Source organism: Hymenobacter sp. HDW8 (assembly GCF_011305775.1).
In the GTDB taxonomy this organism is placed as follows: domain Bacteria; phylum Bacteroidota; class Bacteroidia; order Cytophagales; family Hymenobacteraceae; genus Hymenobacter; species Hymenobacter radiodurans.
In genome coordinates this window covers 656,921-675,659 of sequence record NZ_CP049907.1, presented here as the reverse complement: position 1 = coordinate 675,659, position 18,739 = coordinate 656,921, and the positions used below count along the sequence as shown (strand labels likewise).

15 protein-coding genes are annotated in these 18,739 nt (G+C 57.5%); 5 read left to right on the top strand and 10 right to left on the bottom strand.

What is annotated here, in order from left to right; all coding sequences use genetic code 11:
* Nucleotides 1-214: 214 nt before the first annotated feature.
* Nucleotides 215-871 carry a protein-L-isoaspartate(D-aspartate) O-methyltransferase gene (locus G7064_RS02885; protein ID WP_166072379.1) on the bottom strand — a complete coding sequence of 219 codons (657 nt, stop codon included), beginning with the start codon at nucleotides 869-871 and terminating at the stop codon, nucleotides 215-217.
* Between the two features lie 61 nt (nucleotides 872-932).
* On the opposite strand from G7064_RS02885, the gene G7064_RS02880 reads away from it, so the two are divergent.
* Complete coding sequence (locus G7064_RS02880) at nucleotides 933-2,480, top strand: sugar transferase (RefSeq protein WP_240935688.1); 1,548 nt, start codon at nucleotides 933-935, stop codon at nucleotides 2,478-2,480.
* Nucleotides 2,481-2,482: 2 nt separating this feature from the next.
* On the opposite strand, the gene G7064_RS02875 is transcribed toward G7064_RS02880, so the two are convergent.
* The 6 genes from G7064_RS02875 to G7064_RS02850 form a co-directional block, all read right to left on the bottom strand.
* Nucleotides 2,483-3,784 carry a cation:dicarboxylate symporter family transporter gene (locus tag G7064_RS02875; protein WP_166072378.1) on the bottom strand — a complete coding sequence of 434 codons (1,302 nt, stop codon included), beginning with the start codon at nucleotides 3,782-3,784 and terminating at the stop codon, nucleotides 2,483-2,485.
* Nucleotides 3,785-3,877: 93 nt separating this feature from the next.
* Complete coding sequence (locus G7064_RS02870; RefSeq protein WP_410505526.1) at nucleotides 3,878-4,429, bottom strand: AEC family transporter; 552 nt, start codon at nucleotides 4,427-4,429, stop codon at nucleotides 3,878-3,880.
* On the bottom strand, nucleotides 4,417-4,785 hold the full coding sequence (locus G7064_RS02865) for a hypothetical protein (RefSeq protein WP_166072375.1): 369 nt from the start codon (nucleotides 4,783-4,785) through the stop codon (nucleotides 4,417-4,419). Before G7064_RS02865 ends, G7064_RS02870 begins: the two co-directional genes overlap by 13 nt.
* A gap of 80 nt (nucleotides 4,786-4,865) precedes the next feature.
* Nucleotides 4,866-7,940: a TonB-dependent receptor domain-containing protein gene (locus tag G7064_RS02860; RefSeq protein WP_166072374.1), complete on the bottom strand. Its 3,075-nt coding sequence runs from the start codon at nucleotides 7,938-7,940 to the stop codon at nucleotides 4,866-4,868.
* 107 nt (nucleotides 7,941-8,047) lie between these two features.
* The gene (locus G7064_RS02855; protein WP_166072373.1) at nucleotides 8,048-9,127 is read right to left on the bottom strand and encodes a FecR family protein; all 1,080 of its coding nucleotides are present in this window, start codon (nucleotides 9,125-9,127) and stop codon (nucleotides 8,048-8,050) included.
* Between the two features lie 173 nt (nucleotides 9,128-9,300).
* Entirely contained in the window at nucleotides 9,301-9,912 is a 612-nt protein-coding gene (locus G7064_RS02850) for an RNA polymerase sigma factor (RefSeq protein WP_166072372.1), read from the bottom strand.
* A gap of 253 nt (nucleotides 9,913-10,165) precedes the next feature.
* Here G7064_RS02850 and G7064_RS02845 point away from each other — a divergent pair, with 253 nt between their 5' ends.
* Complete coding sequence (locus G7064_RS02845) at nucleotides 10,166-10,756, top strand: riboflavin synthase (RefSeq protein ID WP_166072371.1); 591 nt, start codon at nucleotides 10,166-10,168, stop codon at nucleotides 10,754-10,756.
* A 193-nt stretch (nucleotides 10,757-10,949) separates the two neighbouring features.
* Nucleotides 10,950-11,354: a hypothetical protein gene (locus tag G7064_RS02840; RefSeq protein ID WP_166072370.1), complete on the top strand. Its 405-nt coding sequence runs from the start codon at nucleotides 10,950-10,952 to the stop codon at nucleotides 11,352-11,354.
* Nucleotides 11,355-11,460: 106 nt separating this feature from the next.
* Here G7064_RS02840 and G7064_RS02835 read toward each other — a convergent pair whose 3' ends face one another.
* A complete protein-coding gene (locus G7064_RS02835; RefSeq protein ID WP_166072369.1) occupies nucleotides 11,461-14,133 on the bottom strand; it encodes a cation-translocating P-type ATPase in 2,673 nt (890 codons plus the stop codon).
* Nucleotides 14,134-14,297: 164 nt separating this feature from the next.
* Here G7064_RS02835 and G7064_RS02830 point away from each other — a divergent pair, with 164 nt between their 5' ends.
* Nucleotides 14,298-14,573, top strand: coding sequence for a hypothetical protein (locus G7064_RS02830; RefSeq protein WP_166072368.1), 276 nt, complete (start codon nucleotides 14,298-14,300; stop codon nucleotides 14,571-14,573).
* A gap of 137 nt (nucleotides 14,574-14,710) precedes the next feature.
* On the opposite strand, the gene G7064_RS02825 is transcribed toward G7064_RS02830, so the two are convergent.
* Nucleotides 14,711-15,292 (bottom strand): phosphatase PAP2 family protein, encoded by a 582-nt coding sequence (locus G7064_RS02825; protein ID WP_166072367.1) that lies wholly within the window; start codon nucleotides 15,290-15,292, stop codon nucleotides 14,711-14,713.
* A 25-nt stretch (nucleotides 15,293-15,317) separates the two neighbouring features.
* On the bottom strand, nucleotides 15,318-16,199 hold the full coding sequence (hemF, locus tag G7064_RS02820) for an oxygen-dependent coproporphyrinogen oxidase (RefSeq protein ID WP_240935854.1): 882 nt from the start codon (nucleotides 16,197-16,199) through the stop codon (nucleotides 15,318-15,320).
* A gap of 309 nt (nucleotides 16,200-16,508) precedes the next feature.
* On the opposite strand from hemF, the gene G7064_RS02815 reads away from it, so the two are divergent.
* Entirely contained in the window at nucleotides 16,509-18,656 is a 2,148-nt protein-coding gene (locus G7064_RS02815; protein WP_166072365.1) for a thiamine pyrophosphate-dependent enzyme, read from the top strand.
* Nucleotides 18,657-18,739: the final 83 nt, after the last annotated feature.

Sequence of the window (18,739 nt, the reverse complement as noted above, 5' to 3'; positions counted from 1 at the left end):
ATGTAATCGCTAGGGTCATCCAGGAATTGGTAGGCATCAACTGGCGCACTAAGTACGATAAGCAAACATAGTACTCCCACAATCGGCGTGGCAACCCGGTCACTGAGGGTTGAAACAAGTTTTATTAGAATGGCCATGATAGTAAAGCGAGGAATAGCAATACGCTGAGTAGGCTTTATGGGAAATCCAGTTAGAGAGATGTTGCCCGAACCACTCAGGGCGTACCCCAGCCAGCCCGTCCCAGCAACGGAACAAACCGAAATTCCTCAAAAATCTCCCGCGAAAACTCGTCTTCGCTCTCCCGCACCACGCGCATCATGCGCTGCACCTGCGCATCCCCGACCGGAATAACCAGCGCGCCGCCGATGCGCAGCTGGCGCAGCAGTGGCCGCGGAATATTCGGCGAGCCGGCCGTCACCAGAATCTTGTCGAAAGGTGCCTGCTCGGGTAAGCCCAACGAACCGTCGCCGCAAACCAGGTGCGCCTGCTGATGTAAGGCTGCCAAACGCTTGCGGGTGCCTTCAAAGAGCACTGGGTTATACTCAATGCTGTAGACGTGAGGCGTAAGCTGGAGCAGCACGCAGCACTGATACCCCGAGCCCGTACCAATTTCCAATACTTTGTCGTGGGGCGTTAGGCGGAGCAGTTCGGTTTGGTAGGCTACCGTGTAGGGTTGCGAGATGGTTTGGCCTTCTCCAATCGGGAAGGCTTTGTCCTGATAAGCGTGGGCCTGAAAAGCGGGCGCGAAGAAAAGGTGACGCGGCACCGTGCCTACGGCCGCGAGCACCCGCTCGTCGCGAATACCCTTACGGCGAAGCTCTTCCACAAGGGCGCGGCGGAGGCCGCGGTGTCGGTAGCTATTAGCGTCCATGAGATGAATACGGAGATGGTAGGGGCAGGAGGCCGGAAAATTCCGCTTTAATGCTCTACCTTTGACTACTCCGGAAGGAAGCAAAATTGCCCCCCAACGTAGTTCTGACGGCGAAATTACGCTTTCGTTGTCATTGCCACCCTACCACCTATTGTTGCCGGTCCGAAAGGCCCGGCTTGTTTGTCCGCCCTTGATCCGTACCATCCAAAAGCTGAAGCTGATAGGCGCCGACTTCGGTGCGGCCCTTTTGGCATGGATATGTTTTTTTCTGCTGCGTAAGTACCTGCTCAGCGAAATCAATGAAGGCTACGTTTTTACCGAAAGCGTGATGTTCTCGCTTACGGGCTCGGCCATTGTCATTGCGTCTTTCTGGCTGGTACTGTACGCCCTGATTGGGGAATACCGCGATATTTTTCGCAAATCCCGGCTAGCCGAAATCATTGGACTGGCGCGGGTATCGTTTATTGGGGCGATTGTGATTTTCTTCGCTTTTCTGCTTGATGACGAAGGCGTAAGCAGCTACCAGCTTTATTACAAAACGATTTCGGCCTACTTCCTGCTCCACTTCTTTATCACGGCGGTGCTGCGCACGTGGGCCGTGAGCAGCATACAGAAGCTGGTGCGAAGCGGGGTAATTTCTTTTAACACGCTACTTGTTGGCTCCAATTCCCTGGCTCACGACACGTATCACGAGTTGGCGCGCACCAGTCGCCACCTGGGGCTTAAACTCGTTGGGTTTACGCCCGTGGGCGACACCGTGGATGAGGCCTTGGCCGAAGCCCTGCCGCAGCACGACAACTACCAGCGCCTGCCGGCCCTCATCCGCACGCTGGGTATCGAGCAAGTCGTAATTGCCATTGAGCCCAGCGAGCACCGCGTGATTCAGGAACTGCTAGCCCTGCTGGAAGGTACTACGGCCCGCGTAAGTGTGCTGCCCGACCTCTACCAGATGCTGCTGGGCTCTGTGAAGGTAAACCACCTGTTTGGCACGCCGCTCATTGAGATAAAGCAAGACTTGCTGCCGCTGTGGCAAAAGATTCTGAAGCGGCTAATTGACGTGGTGGGCTCCGGCTCGTTTCTGCTGCTGGGCTGGCCGGTATATGCCTTTACGGCCGTCATGGTCAAGATGTCCTCGCCGGGGCCGATATTTTACGCGCAGGAGCGCATCGGGCGCCACGGAGTGCCATTTCGGATCTATAAGTTTCGCTCGATGTACCTGAATGCGGAGGACTGCGGCCCCGCCCTCAGCTCCGACCGCGACCCCCGCATTACGCCCTGGGGCCGCTTTATGCGCAAGGTGCGCCTCGACGAATTGCCCCAGTTCTGGAACGTGATAAAGGGCGATATGAGCATTGTGGGCCCACGCCCCGAGCGGCAGTTTTTTATCAACCAGATCACCAAAATTGCCCCCCACTACCGCCATCTGCACCGCGTGCGCCCCGGTCTGACGTCGTTGGGGCAAGTGAAGTATGGCTACGCCGAAACCGTTCCGCAGATGGTCGAGCGCCTCAAATTCGACATTCTTTACATCGAGAATATGAGCTTAGCCATGGACTTTCGGGTACTCCTCTACACGCTCAAGATTATTATCGAAGGGCGCGGAAAGTAAGGTTATAGCACCTTTTTCTGCGGTGCAGCCGGCTCTACTGGCAAATTAGGCAGGGAAGGATTGTACTGCTCAATTGCTTCGTCTACAGTCGATACGGAAGTGTGACCGCTTAGCATGCGCTCAGCCTGTGCATGGTCGAGGGCACCTTCGTTATGGGCCAGGAAAATGGTGGCCACGCCGTTGCCGATGAAGTTGGTGATGGAGCGAGCCTCCGACATAAAGCGGTCGACGCCCAGCAGCAAAGCCAGGCCCTCCACCGGAATTACTTTGATGGCCGTGAGCGTGCTGGCCAGCACTACAAACCCTGAGCCCGTCACGCCGGCCGCGCCCTTGCTGGTTACCATCAGGATACCGATTACGGTCAGAATTTGCCCCCCGGTCAGCGTCACGTTGTACACTTGCGCCAAAAACAGGGTGGCCAATGACAGGTAAATTGTAGTGCCATCGAGGTTAAAGGAATAGCCCGCCGGCACCACAAGTCCGACCACGGGCTTGGCGCAGCCCATGCGCTCCAGCTTTTCCATCAAGCCCGGCAAGCCAGCCTCTGAGGAAGAAGTGCCCAGCACAATGAGCAGTTCCTCTTTGATGTAGCCTAGAAACGACAATAGCTTCAGGCGGCAGTAGCGCAAAATGGCCCCCAGCACCAAAAAAACGAACAGCGCCATCGTGATGTAAACCGTCACCATGAGTTTGCCCAGCGGAATAAGGGTCTCGACGCCGTACTTGCCGATGGTGAAGGCCATGCCGCCAAATGCCCCGATGGGCGCAAAACGCATCACCCAGTGCAGTCCTAGAAACACGTAGCGCGAGGCCCAAGTAAGCCGGTCGATGATGGGCTGGCGTCGGGCGTAGCGGCTCAAAAAAATGCCCCCCACAATAGATACGAGCAACACTTGCAGCGTCAGGTTGTCGGCCAGAAACTGTAGCCAGGAGAATTCGCCGGCTTTCTGGGTGTACTGACTGATACTGGAGCCATCGGCGCTTTGCGGCACCACGCCCGCGCCTGGTTGAATAACGTAGGCTACTCCAATCCCGATAAGGAGGGCCAGCGTAGTCACTACTTCAAAATAAATCAGGGCCTTGCCGCCAATCCGCCCTACCTTCTTCAAGTCGCCCATGCTGCTGATGCCCAGGGTGATAGTAAGGAAGATGATAGGGTTGATGAAGAGCTTCACCACGTTGATAAAAGCCTTGCCCAGCACGTCCATCTTCACGGCGGTAGCTGGCGCAAAGTGCCCCAGCAATGCCCCAGCTATAATGGCGGTGAGTACCCAGAAGGTAAGGTTGGTGACGATTTTTTTCATGAAATCAACCTGTAATAGAAGTAAGTACAGAAGGCGGAAATTAATGCGTTACGCAGATTGTGGGGAGCTTTTTGGCAAGCTAATCGGTCTGATTTACCGCGTAAACCACCACCCCAACAAGGCCAGCAACGGCAAAGAAAGCGGAATCCCAAGTCCCACCATTTGGGCGGCCAGCGGTGGGTCGAGGCCGTAGCGCTCCGCCACCACGGCCGCTGTATTCATGGGACCAATAGCCGCTCCTAATATGCAAAGATCCACCACCTGGTCGTGTTGCTGGACGGCTGCCTGGTAAATGCTATAGATAAGCAGCGGGGCCAATAGCAGCTTGTACGTCAAGCCCAACACTATGGGGCGGGTCTGCGTCGGCGGCACTCTTAAATTCATCTGCAAGCCCACCGAAAGCAGCGCAATAACCGGAAAAGGACCGCTCATTTTTTCCAGCACCCCGCGCACCAGTTCGGGGTGTTGATAATCAGCCGCGTTGGCTATCATGGCCAGCACGAAGGCCAGAAACGGCGGAAACCGCAGCACATTGCGCACCATTGACCCCCATGTCGGCTCGGCAGACCCATACCAGGAAGCGACTGCTACCCCCAGCGTGACCACGACCAGAAAGGACCCGGCCTGACTCATCATAATGCCCAACTCCAGCCCTTCGCGCCCATATAGCAGCTCAAAAATCGGAAAGCCAACAAACGAAGTACTGCTAATGCCCCTGTCAGGATGAGCGCTCCAATGGTTGCCCGCGAAAGCCGCATGCGTCGCCCCATCAATTCAAAAAACACAAAGGCCGCCCCAAAAATCAACCACGGCGCCAGCACCGGCAGCAGAAAGTGACTATCGAGCCGGGCCACGGCCAGATGCATGAAGGTAAGGGCCGGCATGAACACCATCACCAGCAGCTGATTGAGCACCGCAGGCGCATTAGACGGCACCAAGCTCCACCGCCGCAACACCGCACCCACACCCAAGCACAGCAGCAGTACGGTTAGGTTGGTCATTACTTGTAGAAGAGAGTTGAAGCGTAACCAAGACGGTCATGCTTCGGCTCCACCTTAGCATGACCGTCTTGGTTACGCCCCTAAAAAGTCAGCGTGATATTGGAGTAGTAATAAGCACCGTTGAAGCCGAACTGCGCGACGTTTCGCGAATACGGAATTTCACCGTAGGAATAGCTGGCGAAACGGGCGGCATCCACTTTGTCGGGGTAAACGTTAGTGATGTTATTGGCCCCCACCGTCACCGAAACCGCTTTTACCGGATTGTACACCAAAGCCAAATCAAGCAGAGTTTTGCCTTCGAACTCCTGGCTGATATGGGGCACGTAGCGGGGCGCGGGCGTGGTGATGTTGGCTGGCTTTTCATAGGCCGTCACCGGGCCGAAGTAGGAGGCGCGGGGCGTGATACTGAATTTGCCCACCTGATAGGTAAGCGAGAACAGTACTTTCTGGCGCGGCTGGGCCCGCTCTATCAGCCCGATGCTGACAGTATCGATGAGCAGAATGCGGTTGGTGGTACCTGCTTGTAGGGCTGCAGGCGTATCGCCGGTACGCACAATTTCGGTGGCGTTAAACGTCAGTGCTAGGCTGGCGCTCAGGCGACTACGCTCACTGAAATCGTACTTATAAGTTGTCACTAGGTCGATGCCGCGGGTGCGGGTATCGATGGCGTTGGTGAAAAAGCGGATTTCACTAATGTTGGCGAAATCCGCAGTTTGCAAGGCCCGAATGTCACTTTTGACCAATCGCTCACTGTTGATGATGCGGTCCTCAATATCAATCTGGTAGGCATCGACGGTGAAGAGCAGGTCTTCGGTGAGTTTGGCAGCAACCCCCAAGCTATAATTCCAGGAAGTTTCGGCCTTGGGGTCGGTTACGCCCAGCGGCACGAGGCGGGGGTCGTTGTTGCGCAACTGCTTGGTTTGCACAATTGCGCCGGCCTGTACCGTAGAGGTTGATACGCTATTGAAAGTCTGCTGAAGGGAAGGTGCCCGGAAGCCGCGGTTGATAGAGCCACGAAGTGCAATGCCGTCGGTAACTTTAAACCGCGAGGCCAGCTTGCCCGAAATGTTGGAGCCAAAGTCGGAGTAGTTCTCGTAGCGCAGAGCCGTCGTGACCAGCAGCCGCTCCGTGATGTCGCTTTCCACATCTACGTATACGCCTACGTTGCGGCGGGTCTCGTCGGTTTCGTCGTCGGGCGCGATGCCGGGCCGACCGCTAGAGCCCGGAGCCTTGGCCGTGCGAGCGGGTGAGGTAGGAGTAGCGGCCGCGGCCAGCGCCAGCGGGCCCACGAAATACGACTCAGGACTGCCTTTTTCCAGCTGGAAGCGGTCTATCCGAAACTGGCTGCCTAAAGCCAGGTTGAACGACTTCGTACCTAACAGGCCCACATAATTGCGCGACACGTTGACTTCGCTCGTGCTCTGCCCGAAGGCGCTACGACCCACGTAGAAATCGGTGGGGGAGTCGGCACCCATCGACGGGTTAGCGGTTTTGTTGGCGTTGAGATCGAGGTAATTATAGCCGTAGCCCGTGCTAAAATCGAGGTTCCAGCCCCCGGCCAACTTGCGGTTCAACCCTATAACGGCCGAGTAGTCGTCGCTGCGGCCCGGCAACTCAGGCAGGTAACCATCAGGGTGTACGGGGCTGTAGTTCACATTGTTAGGCTGGGCATTCCGGAAGAAGCCGTACGCCAGAATGTCCTTGCGCGAGTACCCGCCGAAGCTGTACACCGACCACCCGGAGCCGCCTATCGGCACGCCTAAGTTGTAGAAGCCTTGATAAATGTCGGCTTGGTTGCTACCATACACGCCCACCTTAAAAGGCTCGCCCACTGGCGGATACACGCCACGCTCGGCCCGGATGCGATTCTCATTGGTAATCTGTGCGGCAGTGGGCGTGGGGTTTGCGGCGGTCAGGGCCGGGAATACGGTATAAATGCCCCCCAGATAGTCGTCGGAGCGGTCAGTTTGGTTTTGGCGCTGGTATTGCAGCGTTAAGTTGAGGTAGCCCGGATTGGTTTTGCCCAGCTTGATACCGTAGTTAGCCCCGGCCAGATACTGCGCGCCATCGCCTTCCTGCGTCACCCCAAATTGGGTTCTGACGGTGGCCACGCCCGTGCTTTTATTGAGGCCGAGGTTAATAACGCCGGCAATGGCGTCGGAGCCGTACTGGGCCGCCGCGCCATCGCGCAGCACTTCAATACGCTCGATAGCCAGTGACGGCACCGCGTTCAGGTCTGTAACAACCGTGCCGCTACCCACGGTCACGTTCAGGTTGAGAGCCGAGAACTGGTGGCGGCGCTTGCCATCCACGAGCACCAGTACTTGGTCGGGGGAGAGGCCGCGCAGAGTGGCGGGGTCGGCGTAGTTAGCCACGCCATTGACGCCGGTTTTGGCTGAGTTAAAGGACGGAGAATTGAACTGCACCTGCTGGCCTAGATCAACCTGGCCAGTGGCTTGCAATTCCTTGGCATTGAGCACATCGACGGGGGCAGGGCGCTCTACGTCGGTGCGGGGCAGGCCGCGCGAACCCACTACCGTTACCTGACCTAGCTCGGTGGTGCTGGTTTGCAGGCGCACGTCTAGCGTGGTCCGCTCGCCCACAGCAATCTGCTGGCTTTTAAAGCCTATAGCCGACACAACCAACGTAGCTCCCGGCTTGACGGTGATAGAAAAGCGCCCGTCGCCGTCGGTGCTGATGCCGTTTGTGGTGCCCATCTCCAGGACGGTAGCGCCCGGAATTGCCTCCCCGCCTTCGCCAGTGACCCGGCCGGTGATGGTGGCATCCACCGCTGTTTTGGGCAAAGCTACCGGGGCTAGCAGAATACCGCTGTTCACTACTTCATATGTAATTTGTAGGGGCCCAAATAATGACTGAAGCACGCCACTCAAGGGCGTATCTACTGCCTGCACCGTCACCTTGCGGTTGGCGCCAATAAGCTGCGGACTGTACAGAAAGCGCGTGTGCACTTGGTTTTCGAGGCTGGCCAGGGCCGTGAGTACCGGCTGCTCTTCCAGCAGCAAAGTCACATGCTGTTCCAGTACGCTCTGTTCGGTCCGGTCGGTTGCCGCCGCTGGCGAGGCCAGCCCGAGAAACGGCACCACGGCGAGCAACAATAGCCGGCAGCGGTGAGCGAAGGGTAGAAGTAATTTCATGGGGCGGGAACGGGTTTGGTGGGATTAGTAGGAGGAATGGGAGAGAAGTCAGGGAAGAAAATGCGGAATAAAAGCCCCCAATCGTAGGATGGGGGGCTTTTTTGAGGTTAGCCGGCGGGGAGCGTGTCAGTTGGCCGGGGTTTGTTGCCGCAGCCTTTGCTGTGAAAAATGACTTTCGTGCCGGCCCGCTCATAGGAAGCACCCAGCGCTTTGCACAGCAAATCCAACTTTTCAAACATGGGCTCATTCCGGAAAATCAGGCGCACGGTGCAGCCGCTCAGCGCCGCCTCGTCGTAGACGATGGGTACCCCGTAGGCATGTTCCAGAGCTTGAATGACTTCCGTTACTGGCCGGTCGTCGAAGGCGAACGGGCGGGGAATGAGCAGGGCCGGCCGCTCCACCAGCTCCTTGCGCATCTCTAGTACTTCGGGCGAGTACGCAACCTGCTGATTTGGAATAAGCTCAAGCGGTGCCGCCACCCGGCCGGCTGGGCTACCCGCACCGGGCGGGCGTGGACTTACCCGCACCTTACCAGTGCGCACCATTACTAGGGCCTGAGGCTGCTCAGGGTAGGCGCGCACGGTGAAGCTCGTACCCAATACAGTCGTAACTACCTTATCAGTAACCACCATAAAGGGCTTGACCGGATTGCGCGCTATGTTAAAAAACGCTTCGCCTTGCAGAAATACTTCCCGCTTAGCGTCCGTAAACTGCTGGGGGTAGCGCAGGGTGCTGCGGGGCTGCAAAAGCACCGTGCTGCTGTCGGCCAGCGCGAGGCGAGCAACTTGGGAGGTAACGTTCGTATGCGTAATCCATTGATTGGCGCTAAACGATGGCGCGGCCCTCAGAACAGACAATCGGGCAGCCGTTACCGGGGACTTTTGGGGTGATAACAAGCGCAACGCGCCGAATCCTAACCCAAATACCAGTAGCGCCGCTACGGCCCACCGAAGCGGTATTGAGCGCCACATCGGAACGGCTTCGCGGGCTAAAGTCGAAGCGTGAATCTGGTGCTCAATCCGGCGCCACAGGGTGGCTTTCAAACGGGCATTTTCGGCGGGGCTTAACTCAGGAATAGAGGCCGAATCGAGTGCCTCGTACCACTGCTCCACTAGCTTCGCCTCGTCTGGGGGGCTTTCTCCGCGCAGGTAGCGCTGCAATATGGCCTCGTGGGTTTCTGGCTTCATACTCGACGGTGATAAGTAGGGCTTCCTTATCAGGTCGGGCTCGGAGGGCGTATCCCTGGCCAAAGCATGAAATATTTTTTGACAGAAGATGCCGAAGCATAAAACAGTCCGCTTCGCAACAAAAGAAAATAAGACGACAATGGTCGCTGCTGCCTCGTACGTAGTGTTTCGGGTTAAAAAAGCAGCTGAGAAGCTAGGAGAGTAAGCACCAGAAAATCTTTCAAACGTGCTCGTAGAAACCGTAGTGATTGGGTAAGATGATACTCCACCGTTTTGGGGGCTATATTCAGCTGCCCCGCAATTTCCGGCACCGACTGGTATTGCTCCCGACTCAGGCGAAAAACGGCCTGGGTATTGGCCGGTAAACTGCCCACGCTGGCCGCAAGGGCCGCCGAAAGATCGGCGGTGCCGAGCGTTTCCTCCGTCGCCCGGTCGGCAGTGTGTAAATGGGGCGTAGCAAAGGCCACATAACCTTCGTGCGTCGCGCGGCTGCGGATGCAGTCGATAATTTTGTATTTAGCGGCCACAAATAGATAGACATCCAGTTTGTGAATACGAGCGGTAGCCCGCTTTTGCCAGAAGGCCACAAATAGATCCTGCACTACCTCTTCGGCATCGGCTGCGGAGCCGAGTTTGCGGTAGGCCAGCTCATAGAGCCGTTGCCAGTAGCGCTCATATATTTCGGTGAAAGCTTTTTCATCTCCGGCCTCCAATGCCGCTACCAATGCATCGTCGTTCCAGGCGGAATAGGGCCGCTGGGTTTTGGAGGCAACGGGAGAATCCACTCTCATAAAGACATGAAAACCAGCTTACAATGGTCTCTCCAATTTATAATAAATTATCAATTAAAGTACATTTATATACAGGAGCTCTACGCCTGACCAGCGCTATTTATCAGCAGGTTGGCTTCAGCGCTGGTTGACGCTACTTAATACGCTGCAGTAAATCATTTCTTCGCCCTACGTGTTTACAGCGCTACTACCTGCGGTTCACGGCCGCAGTCTTACATTCGTATCTCAAAAATCAGCGCAGCAACACGTGTTTACTGGAATAATAGAATCACTCGGCACCATTACGGATGTGCAAACGGAAGGCACCAATCGCCATTTTACGGTGGCCACGCCGTTTGCCCACGAATTACAGATTGACCAAAGCGTCGCCCACGACGGCGTCTGCCTGACGGTTGTGGCCGTGGATGCGGGCGCTGGTACGCACACCGTAACGGCCATTGACGAAACCCTGCAAAAAACCAATCTGGGGAAGTGGCAGCCCGGCCGCCGCGTAAACCTGGAGCGCTGCCTGTCGGCTAATGGGCGCTTCGATGGCCACATCGTGCAGGGCCACGTCGACCTGACGGCTACCTGCGAGAGCGTAACCGACCAGAACGGCTCCTGGGTTTACCGCTTTCACCATGCGCCTGGCCCCGGCCGCGTGACCGTGGAAAAAGGCTCTATCAGCATCAATGGCACCAGCCTCACCTGCTTCGATAGCACCGACGACGGTTTCAGCGTGGCCATCATTCCCTACACCTACGAGCACACCACTTTTCAGGACCTACGCCCCGGCGACCTGGTAAATCTGGAATTTGATATCGTAGGAAAGTACGTAGCCAAGCTCCTAGGCAAGTAGTTAGCTCAAAAAAAGCCCCCCAGCCAAGTGTTTTACTGGTTGGGGGCTTTTTTATGACGCTGATCTATTGGTCGATAAGCTATAATCGGGTCGATAGCAGGCGCCTTATAGTAACTCGTCTTCTTGTCTGTCGGGGCGGTATACAGCGGCTTCCATCCGCTTTGCTAACTTTACACCATAACGGCTTTGCTAGGTGGAAAACAGCAGCTTAACCCTATTGGGCGCAACAAGTGCAGTTCAGGTCTGGCATGACGCCGAGGCCCACTGGCTCTACGTCCGGTGGCGAGGCAACTACGCGATACAGACGGCGGAGGAAGGATGGGAGTTGTTGCTACGGTGCTTGCATCAGCAACCCTGCGCCATGCTGCTCAACGATGCTCGGCATGCGGCCACCGGCTGGTCGGGACAGGAGCAATGGGCAGGAGAGGCGCTGTTTCCCAAGCTGGCTCAGTGGGGCGTGCGCTACGTAGCCTGCGTCTATCCTGAAGCCCTGGCCGCTCGCTTTTCCCTAGATACCACTTTGGGCTACACGCCCCAGCCCTTCGTAGCCGCTTTCGATGACCTAGCCACAGCCTGCACCTGGTTGCAGCAACGCTAAACTCTTAGCTCCTTCGATAAAAAGTAGCGAAGAAGAAAGCAGCAATTAGGATTCAATAAACCGGTGCAAAGCAGTTCGGGAGCTCCAACCCAAGCAGGTTACCGACTTAGGGGTTGCTGACGGCTGGCACTACCGCCCGCCAGCGTTTGATGGCCTTCACTAGCTCCGTGATGATCAGTGGCACGATACCCAGCCCGATAGCCACCAGCCAGCCGCGCGCATCTAGGGGCCGGAGTTTAAAGGCTTGTTGTAAAAATGGGACCGTAAGGGCTAGCAGTTGCAACAGCATCCCCAGCACCACGGCCCCCGCCAGATACTTATTGGAGAATAGGCCGACCTGGAAGATCGATTTGGTGGCGCTCCGGAAGCTAAGCGCATACAGCAGCTGACAGCAGATGATGGTCATAAAGGCCATGGTATGCGCGTATTCCAGCACCATCTCGGGTATAGCCGCATCGTAGGGCTGGTAGCCATGCTCGTAGAAACCGTACCAGAAAGCAGTCATCGTGAGCAGACCGATGAGGGTGCCGCCCAGTACCACCCGTAGCCCCGCCCCGCCCGCGAAAAAGCTTTCGTTTGGCTTGCGGGGAAGCTCGCGCATCACGTCCGGGTCGCTAGGGTCCATGCCCAGGGCTATGGCTGGTAGCGAATCGGTGAGTAGGTTTATCCAGAGCAGCTGGGTAGCAATGAGGGGAGCGGGCCAGCCAATAACGATGCTGAAGACCATGGCGACGACTTCGCCCATGTTGCTGGCCAGCAGGAAAATTACCGACTTCTTAATGTTGTTGTAAATATTGCGGCCCTGCTCAATGGCGGCAATAATAGTGGCGAAATTGTCGTCGGTCAGAATCATGGCGGCCGCGCTCTTAGCCACGTCGGTGCCGGTAATGCCCATCGCCACCCCAATATCGGCCGCGTTGAGTGAGGGCGCGTCATTTACTCCGTCGCCCGTCATCGACACAATATTGCCCTGAGCTTGGAAGGCCTTCACGATTTTTACCTTGTGCTCCGGCGACACCCGGGCAAACACCCGGTACTGGGCCGCGCGGCCCGCAAACTCCTCGTCCGAATACTGATTCAGCTCTTCTCCGGTCACGGCCTGACTCAGGTCGTCGGCCAGCCCGAGCTCCCGGGCAATGGCAAAGGCCGTTTTTTTGTGGTCGCCGGTAATCATAATGGTGGTAATGCCGGCCTGCGCCGCCTGCCTGATTGCCTGCTTGGCCTCCTCCCGCGGCGGGTCTATCATACCCACCATGCCTAGCAGTATCAAGTCCTGCTCCATTTCCTCGGGTGGCACTACTTGGTCGACGGGCTTGTAGGCCACTGCCAGCGTGCGCAGCGCCTGCCCCGACATGCCGTCTGTGACGTGTGCTACCTGCTCGCAGTGGTCATTCGTAAGGGGCACCACCTGGCCGTTTTCGCGAATGTGGGTGCAGCGGCTGATGAGGCTGTCGATAGCGCCTTTGGTGAACACCCGCAGCCGGCCGTGGTCGTCGGTAAGGGTCGACATGAGCTTACGGTCCGATTCAAACGCTAGCTCGCCTACGCGCTTGTCACTGGCCTTCAAAGCCTTGCGGTCAAGACCAAGTTGGTCGCCAAACACGAGCAGGGCAATTTCGGTGGGGTCGCCGGTACCCTCACCGTTCTCGTAGGTGGCATCCGAACACAGAATTAAGGCCTTAGCCAGCAAGCCGGCTTCTTCCAGGGAGGCCTGCCCGTTCTCTCCCAAGGTAACTTCGCCCACGCCCGGCAGGAAGTAGCGCGTTACGGTCATTTTATTCTGGGTGAGCGTACCGGTTTTGTCGGAGCACACAATGTTCACCGAGCCTAGGGTTTCCACGGCGGGCAGCTTCTTGATGATGGCATTGCGGCGGGCCATGGCCGTGACGCCGATAGAAAGCACCACGGCTACGATGGCCGCCAAGCCCTCGGGAATAGATGCCACCGCCAGCGACACCGCCAGCAGAAACGTACTGGCCAGATCCCGGCCCTGGAAATAGGCCAGCACGAACATAGCCGCGCAGATGCCGATGGCTACCTTGCCCAGCGTTTTGCCCAGCTCGTCGAGCTTCTTTTGCAGGGGTGTCTTGCTTTCTTCTTCCTCGTTGATGAGGGTGGCGATTTTGCCCACCTCCGTTTTCATGCCGGTGCCGACCACGACTCCCACGCCCCGGCCATAAGTGACCAGCGTAGACATAAACGCCGCGTTGGCTTGGTCGCCGAGTGGGGTTTGCGGGTCGTCGAAGGTGGCCTGCGCATCCTTAGTTGTGGGGACCGATTCGCCCGTTAGGGCTGACTCCTCAATTTGCAGATTAGCCGATTCCAGCAACCGCAGGTCGGCTGCCACGAACCGGCCGGCGTCGAGCAGCACAATATCGCCCGGCACCAGTTCCTCAGAGTCTATTTCTCTTACTTCCCCGTTGCGGCGCACCAGCGCGTGCGGAGCGGACATTTTTTTGAGCGCTTCAATGGCATTGCCGGCTTTCACTTCTTGCGCTACGCCCAGGGCCGCGTTTATCAGGATAACGCACAGGATAATAACGGCGTCCACGTACTCGCCTAGGAAGAGGGTGATGGCCACGGCTCCTAACAGTACGTAAATAAGGGCGTCGTTGAGCTGCGCCAGCGCCAGCTGCAGGATGGTTTTTTTCACCTGAGCCTGCAAGCGGTTGGGACCGTGCTTGGTTCGGCGGGAAGCTACTTCCGCATCGGAAAGGCCGGTGGCGGGGTTCGCGGCCAACTCCTTCAGTACAGTTTCTACGGAGGTTGAGATTTGCATATTGCTGGCAAGAATAGCAAGAAGTAGAAGGCTGGGGCTCAGCTAAACAGAGCGTACGAACCAAGGTAAAAAAGATCTTCAGGATGCACCGGCCGAACCAGGCTGCTACCACAGCACAATAGGAACAGCTCAGCAAGCCCGGTCTGCATATCTATGCCCACAATATGAAGGGCCACGCAGGTGGCGTGACGCTGCTCATCATCAATAATAGCCGCACGGCTACTACCTCGCTGGAGTTGCCCAAAGCGGCTCAGCGCTACACCCTCAGCTCCCCGAAGCTGGAAAGTAGCACGGTGCAGCTCAACGGGCAGGAGTTGAAGCTGGGGGCCGACGACGCCCTGCCGACCATGACCGGCGAAGCAGTGGCGGCCGGGAAAATAACTTTTGCGCCTACCACCATCACCTTTCTCACCATTGCCGACGCGGGCAACAAGAATTAAACCTCAGCGCGGTAAATAGAATGTCCTGCCTTTCTCGATAGTTGGCAATCAGACTCTAGCTCCGGTGTATCATCTATTTAGGTCGCTAATGGCTCTAATTGTCGGATTCAGCTGACGTGATCTGTAGACAATAATAGCTACACCGCAGGCTCGTGCTGCCACCACCGCTTCGCGCCAAACAGATACAGCTCAGCGCATCCCCAGGCGGTGAGGCAGCCCAGCAATGTGCCGGCCAGTACATCGGAAGGGTAATGAGCGCCCAGATAAATGCGGCTATAGGAGACAATTACGGCCCAGACCAGCACCACAATCTTGACTAGCCAGAAGCGGCGAGGCAACACCAGAATCAGAAAGACGGCCAGCGAAAAGGCGTTGGCCGCGTGCGATGACAGAAACCCAAATTGCCCCCCACAGCCGTGCACCAGGTTCAGCGACTCCGATAAGTCGGGGTCGTGGCAGGGGCGAAGACGTGCAAAATACGGTTTGAAGAGCCGACTGGAAATCGAGTCGGTGAGCAGTACGCTCAGGCCCAGCATGGGCAGCAGGAGCAGGGCGCGGCGCTTAAATAAGTAGCCCAGCACGAGGGCCATCACAAAGTAGGCGGGGAACCAGACGAAGCGGTCAGTGAAAAAGACCATCCACTTGTCCATTCGAGGCGAGTGGCTATCGTTTGCGGCTATCAGCAGCCAGCGGTCCAGGGCTTGAAGTCGTTCGATCAATGAGAGGGCGAGTAAGCGGGCGGGGTCAGGACTTGGGGGGCATTTCGGCCCATAATACACCTTTGCGGAGCCAGGCCAGGGTTGCTGCCTCGGGCGAATGAGGCTCGGGTTGCTGGTCGTAATGCCACTCGCAGCGGGGCGGCAGGCTCATCAAAATGCTTTCGGTGCGCCCGCCCGTTTCAAGCCCAAATCGTGTGCCACGGTCGAAGGCCAAGTTGAATTCCGCGTAGCGCGATCGGCGCAGCATCTGCCAGCTTTCCTCGCGCGGCCCGTACGGCTGGGGGGCATTTTGGCGCATTAGCTCAGTATAAGTTGGGCCAAAAACGTCGCCTACTTCCTGCACGAAAGCAAAAAGCTGGTCGGCCGAGCCATGCGTCCCCACGGTGAGGCGGTCGAAAAAAATGCCCCCCACACCGCGGGTTTCCTGACGATGGGGCAGATAAAAGTAATCGTCGGCCGTTTCCCGAAAGCGCGGATAATAGGTGGCGTCGTGCCGGTCGCAGGCGGTTTTCAGGGTTTGATGAAACCAGCGGGCCTGGGCTTCATCCACGTAAATCGGGGTCAGATCGATGCCGCCGCCAAACCAAGCCTCGCCGTTGCCCGCCTCAAAGTAGCGCACGTTCATATGGATGATAGGCACGCGCGGACTGCGCGGATGCATCACCACCGACACGCCAGTGGCAAAAAAGCGCGGATCGGGCATGAGCAGCACCTTGGCCGCCTGGGCGCTCATTTCGCCGTGCACCGCTGAAAAGCCAACTCCGCCTTTCTCTAGAATGGCTCCATTCTCCAACACCCGCGATACCCCACCGCCACCACCAGGCCTCTCCCAGGTGTCGGTGCGAAAAGCGGCACCCCCGTCGGCCGCTTCCAGCTGCCCGCACAGGCGCGTTTGAAAGGCTCGCATCCAGTCTTCGACTGCGGCCCGCAGCGGGGCAGTTGGTGTGGGGGCTGCGGTTGTTTCTTCTAGATTCTGGCTGTACGGGGTAGAACTCATAGCGGATAATCTAGCTAAAAAGGTGGTCATGCAGAGCAGAGCGCAGCATCTCGCGGGCTGATGTTAGGTTACTAATCTAACGGCGAGGGCGAGATGCTGCGCTCTGCTCTGCATGACCGTCTGATTAAGGTTAGCAGGTCAAAATTACGCAGAAAACCCGCCGCCTCACCAACTCTGCCCCCGAAGCTGTAATTTCGCCTTCCCACTTTCCCGCCGTTCATGCTGAACTCGACCGCCCCTGCGCCTGACGCTGAATTTACTGCCTCTGCACCCACTGCTGCTGCCCCCAATCCTACCCGCGAAACGCTGTTGCGCGCCTACCGCCTCATGCGCACGGCCGACGAAATGGCGCGTCTTTACGAAGAAAATAAGGCCGTAACGGCCAAATACGTGCACGCCACGGCGCGCGGCCACGAAGCCATTCAGCTGGCCGCAGCCTTTCACCTGCTGCCCACTGACTATGCGGCGCCTTATTACCGCGACGATGCTATGCTGCTCGGCATGGGCATTACGCCCTATGAGTTGATGCTGCAGCTGATGGCTAAGCGGGACGACCCGTTCAGCGGCGGACGCACGTATTATTGCCATCCGTCGTTGCGCCGCGCAGGCTTTCCTACAATTCCGCACCAAAGCTCCGCCACCGGTATGCAGGCCATTCCGGCTACAGGTATGGCGCACGGAATCAAGTATTTGGAAAGCCAGCGGAACGAAGAATCGAAGGCTGATTACTCTTCATCTTCGGCTGATTCGGCGCCGGTTGTGCTGTGCTCCATCGGGGATGGGGCCATGACGGAGGGTGAAGTGTCGGAAGCGCTGCAAATGGCCGTTCTGCATCAGTTGCCCATTATTTATCTGGTGCAGGACAACGATTGGGGAATCTCGGCTACCGGGCGGGAAATGCGGGCCATGGACGCCTACGAATTTGCAGCGGGCTTCAAAGGCCTGCACCGTCTGCGCGTGGATGGGGCCGATTTTTCGGCTTCGTATTCGGCTATGAGTGACGCATTTGCTTATGTGCGCCGCACCCGCGGTCCGGTATTAGTACACGCTAAGTGTCCGCTGCTTGGCCACCACACCAGCGGCGTGCGCCGCGAGTGGTACCGTGGCGACAACCTGGCTCAGCACACTCCGCAGGACCCCTTGCCCCGCCTGCACCAGCAGCTGCTTCTGCGCAGCTTTGCTAAACGAGAACTGGAGCAAGCCGCCACTGAAGCTGCCGCCCTCGTGCGCGCCGATTACGAGCGTGCCCTGCTCGCGCCCGCCCCCGACCCCGCCACCTTTGCCGACCACGAATTTGCCCCCCAGGCCGTGACGGAAGAGGCCGGGGAACGCACCCCCGCCGGCGCCGACAAAGTGCTGATGGTAGATGCTGCGCTGCATGCCGTTGATGAAATACTGCGCGAGTTTCCCGAAGCGCTGTTTTATGGGCAGGATGTAGGCGGCGAGCTGGGGGGCGTTTTTCGTGAAGCGGCGCTGCTAGCCAAGAAATACGGCGATGCGCGTGTGTTCAATACTCCCATTCAGGAAGCTTACATTGTGGGCAGCACGGCCGGCATGAGCGCCGTAGGGGCAAAGGCCATTGTGGAGATTCAGTTTGCCGACTATATCTGGCCGGCCCTCAACCAATTAGTTGAGGAATTATCGAAGTCGTGCTACCTGTCGAATGGGCAGTTTCCGGTGCAGGCGCTGATTCGGGTGCCCATTGGCGCGTACGGTGGGGGCGGACCATATCATTCGGGCTCCATCGAAAGTACTTTGCTCACTATACGGGGTATTAAAGTCGTGTATCCCAGCAATGCCGCCGACATGAAGGGCTTGCTTCGCGCTGCTTTTCTGGACCCCAATCCGGTAGTTCTGCTGGAGCACAAAGGCCTCTACTGGAGTAAAGTGCCCGGTACGGAAGACGCTAAAACCATCGAGCCGGCGGCTGGGTACGTGCTGCCCTTAGGCAAAGCGGCCATTGCTCAGGCTGCTGATGCTGAGCAGCTTCGCCGGGGCAATACCTGCGTAGTTGTGACCTACGGCATGGGCGTGCATTGGGCCAAAACCGCTAGCCGGCAGTTCCCTGGGCAGGTGGAAGTGCTGGACCTGCGCACCCTGAACCCGCTGGATTTTGAAGCGGTGCAGGCTGCCGCAATGCGCCATAGTAAAGTGCTGGTGCTTACCGAAGAACCCTTGATGAACTCATTTGCCGAGTCGTTGGCTGGGCGCATCCAGCGCACTTGCTTCCAGCAGCTCGATGCGCCCGTGTTCACCTTAGGCGCTGCTAATTTGCCCGCCATTGCGTTGAACGTCGACTTAGAGCGGCAGATGTTGCCTAGTGCTGCAAAGGTCGCCGCCGCCCTGCAGGAACTACTGGAGTACTAAGCGCACGCTTTCTATACTTAGCTTATTAAAGAGCATAAAAAAGCCCCCCAGATGATATCTGGGGGGCTTTTTTGCGGATTGCT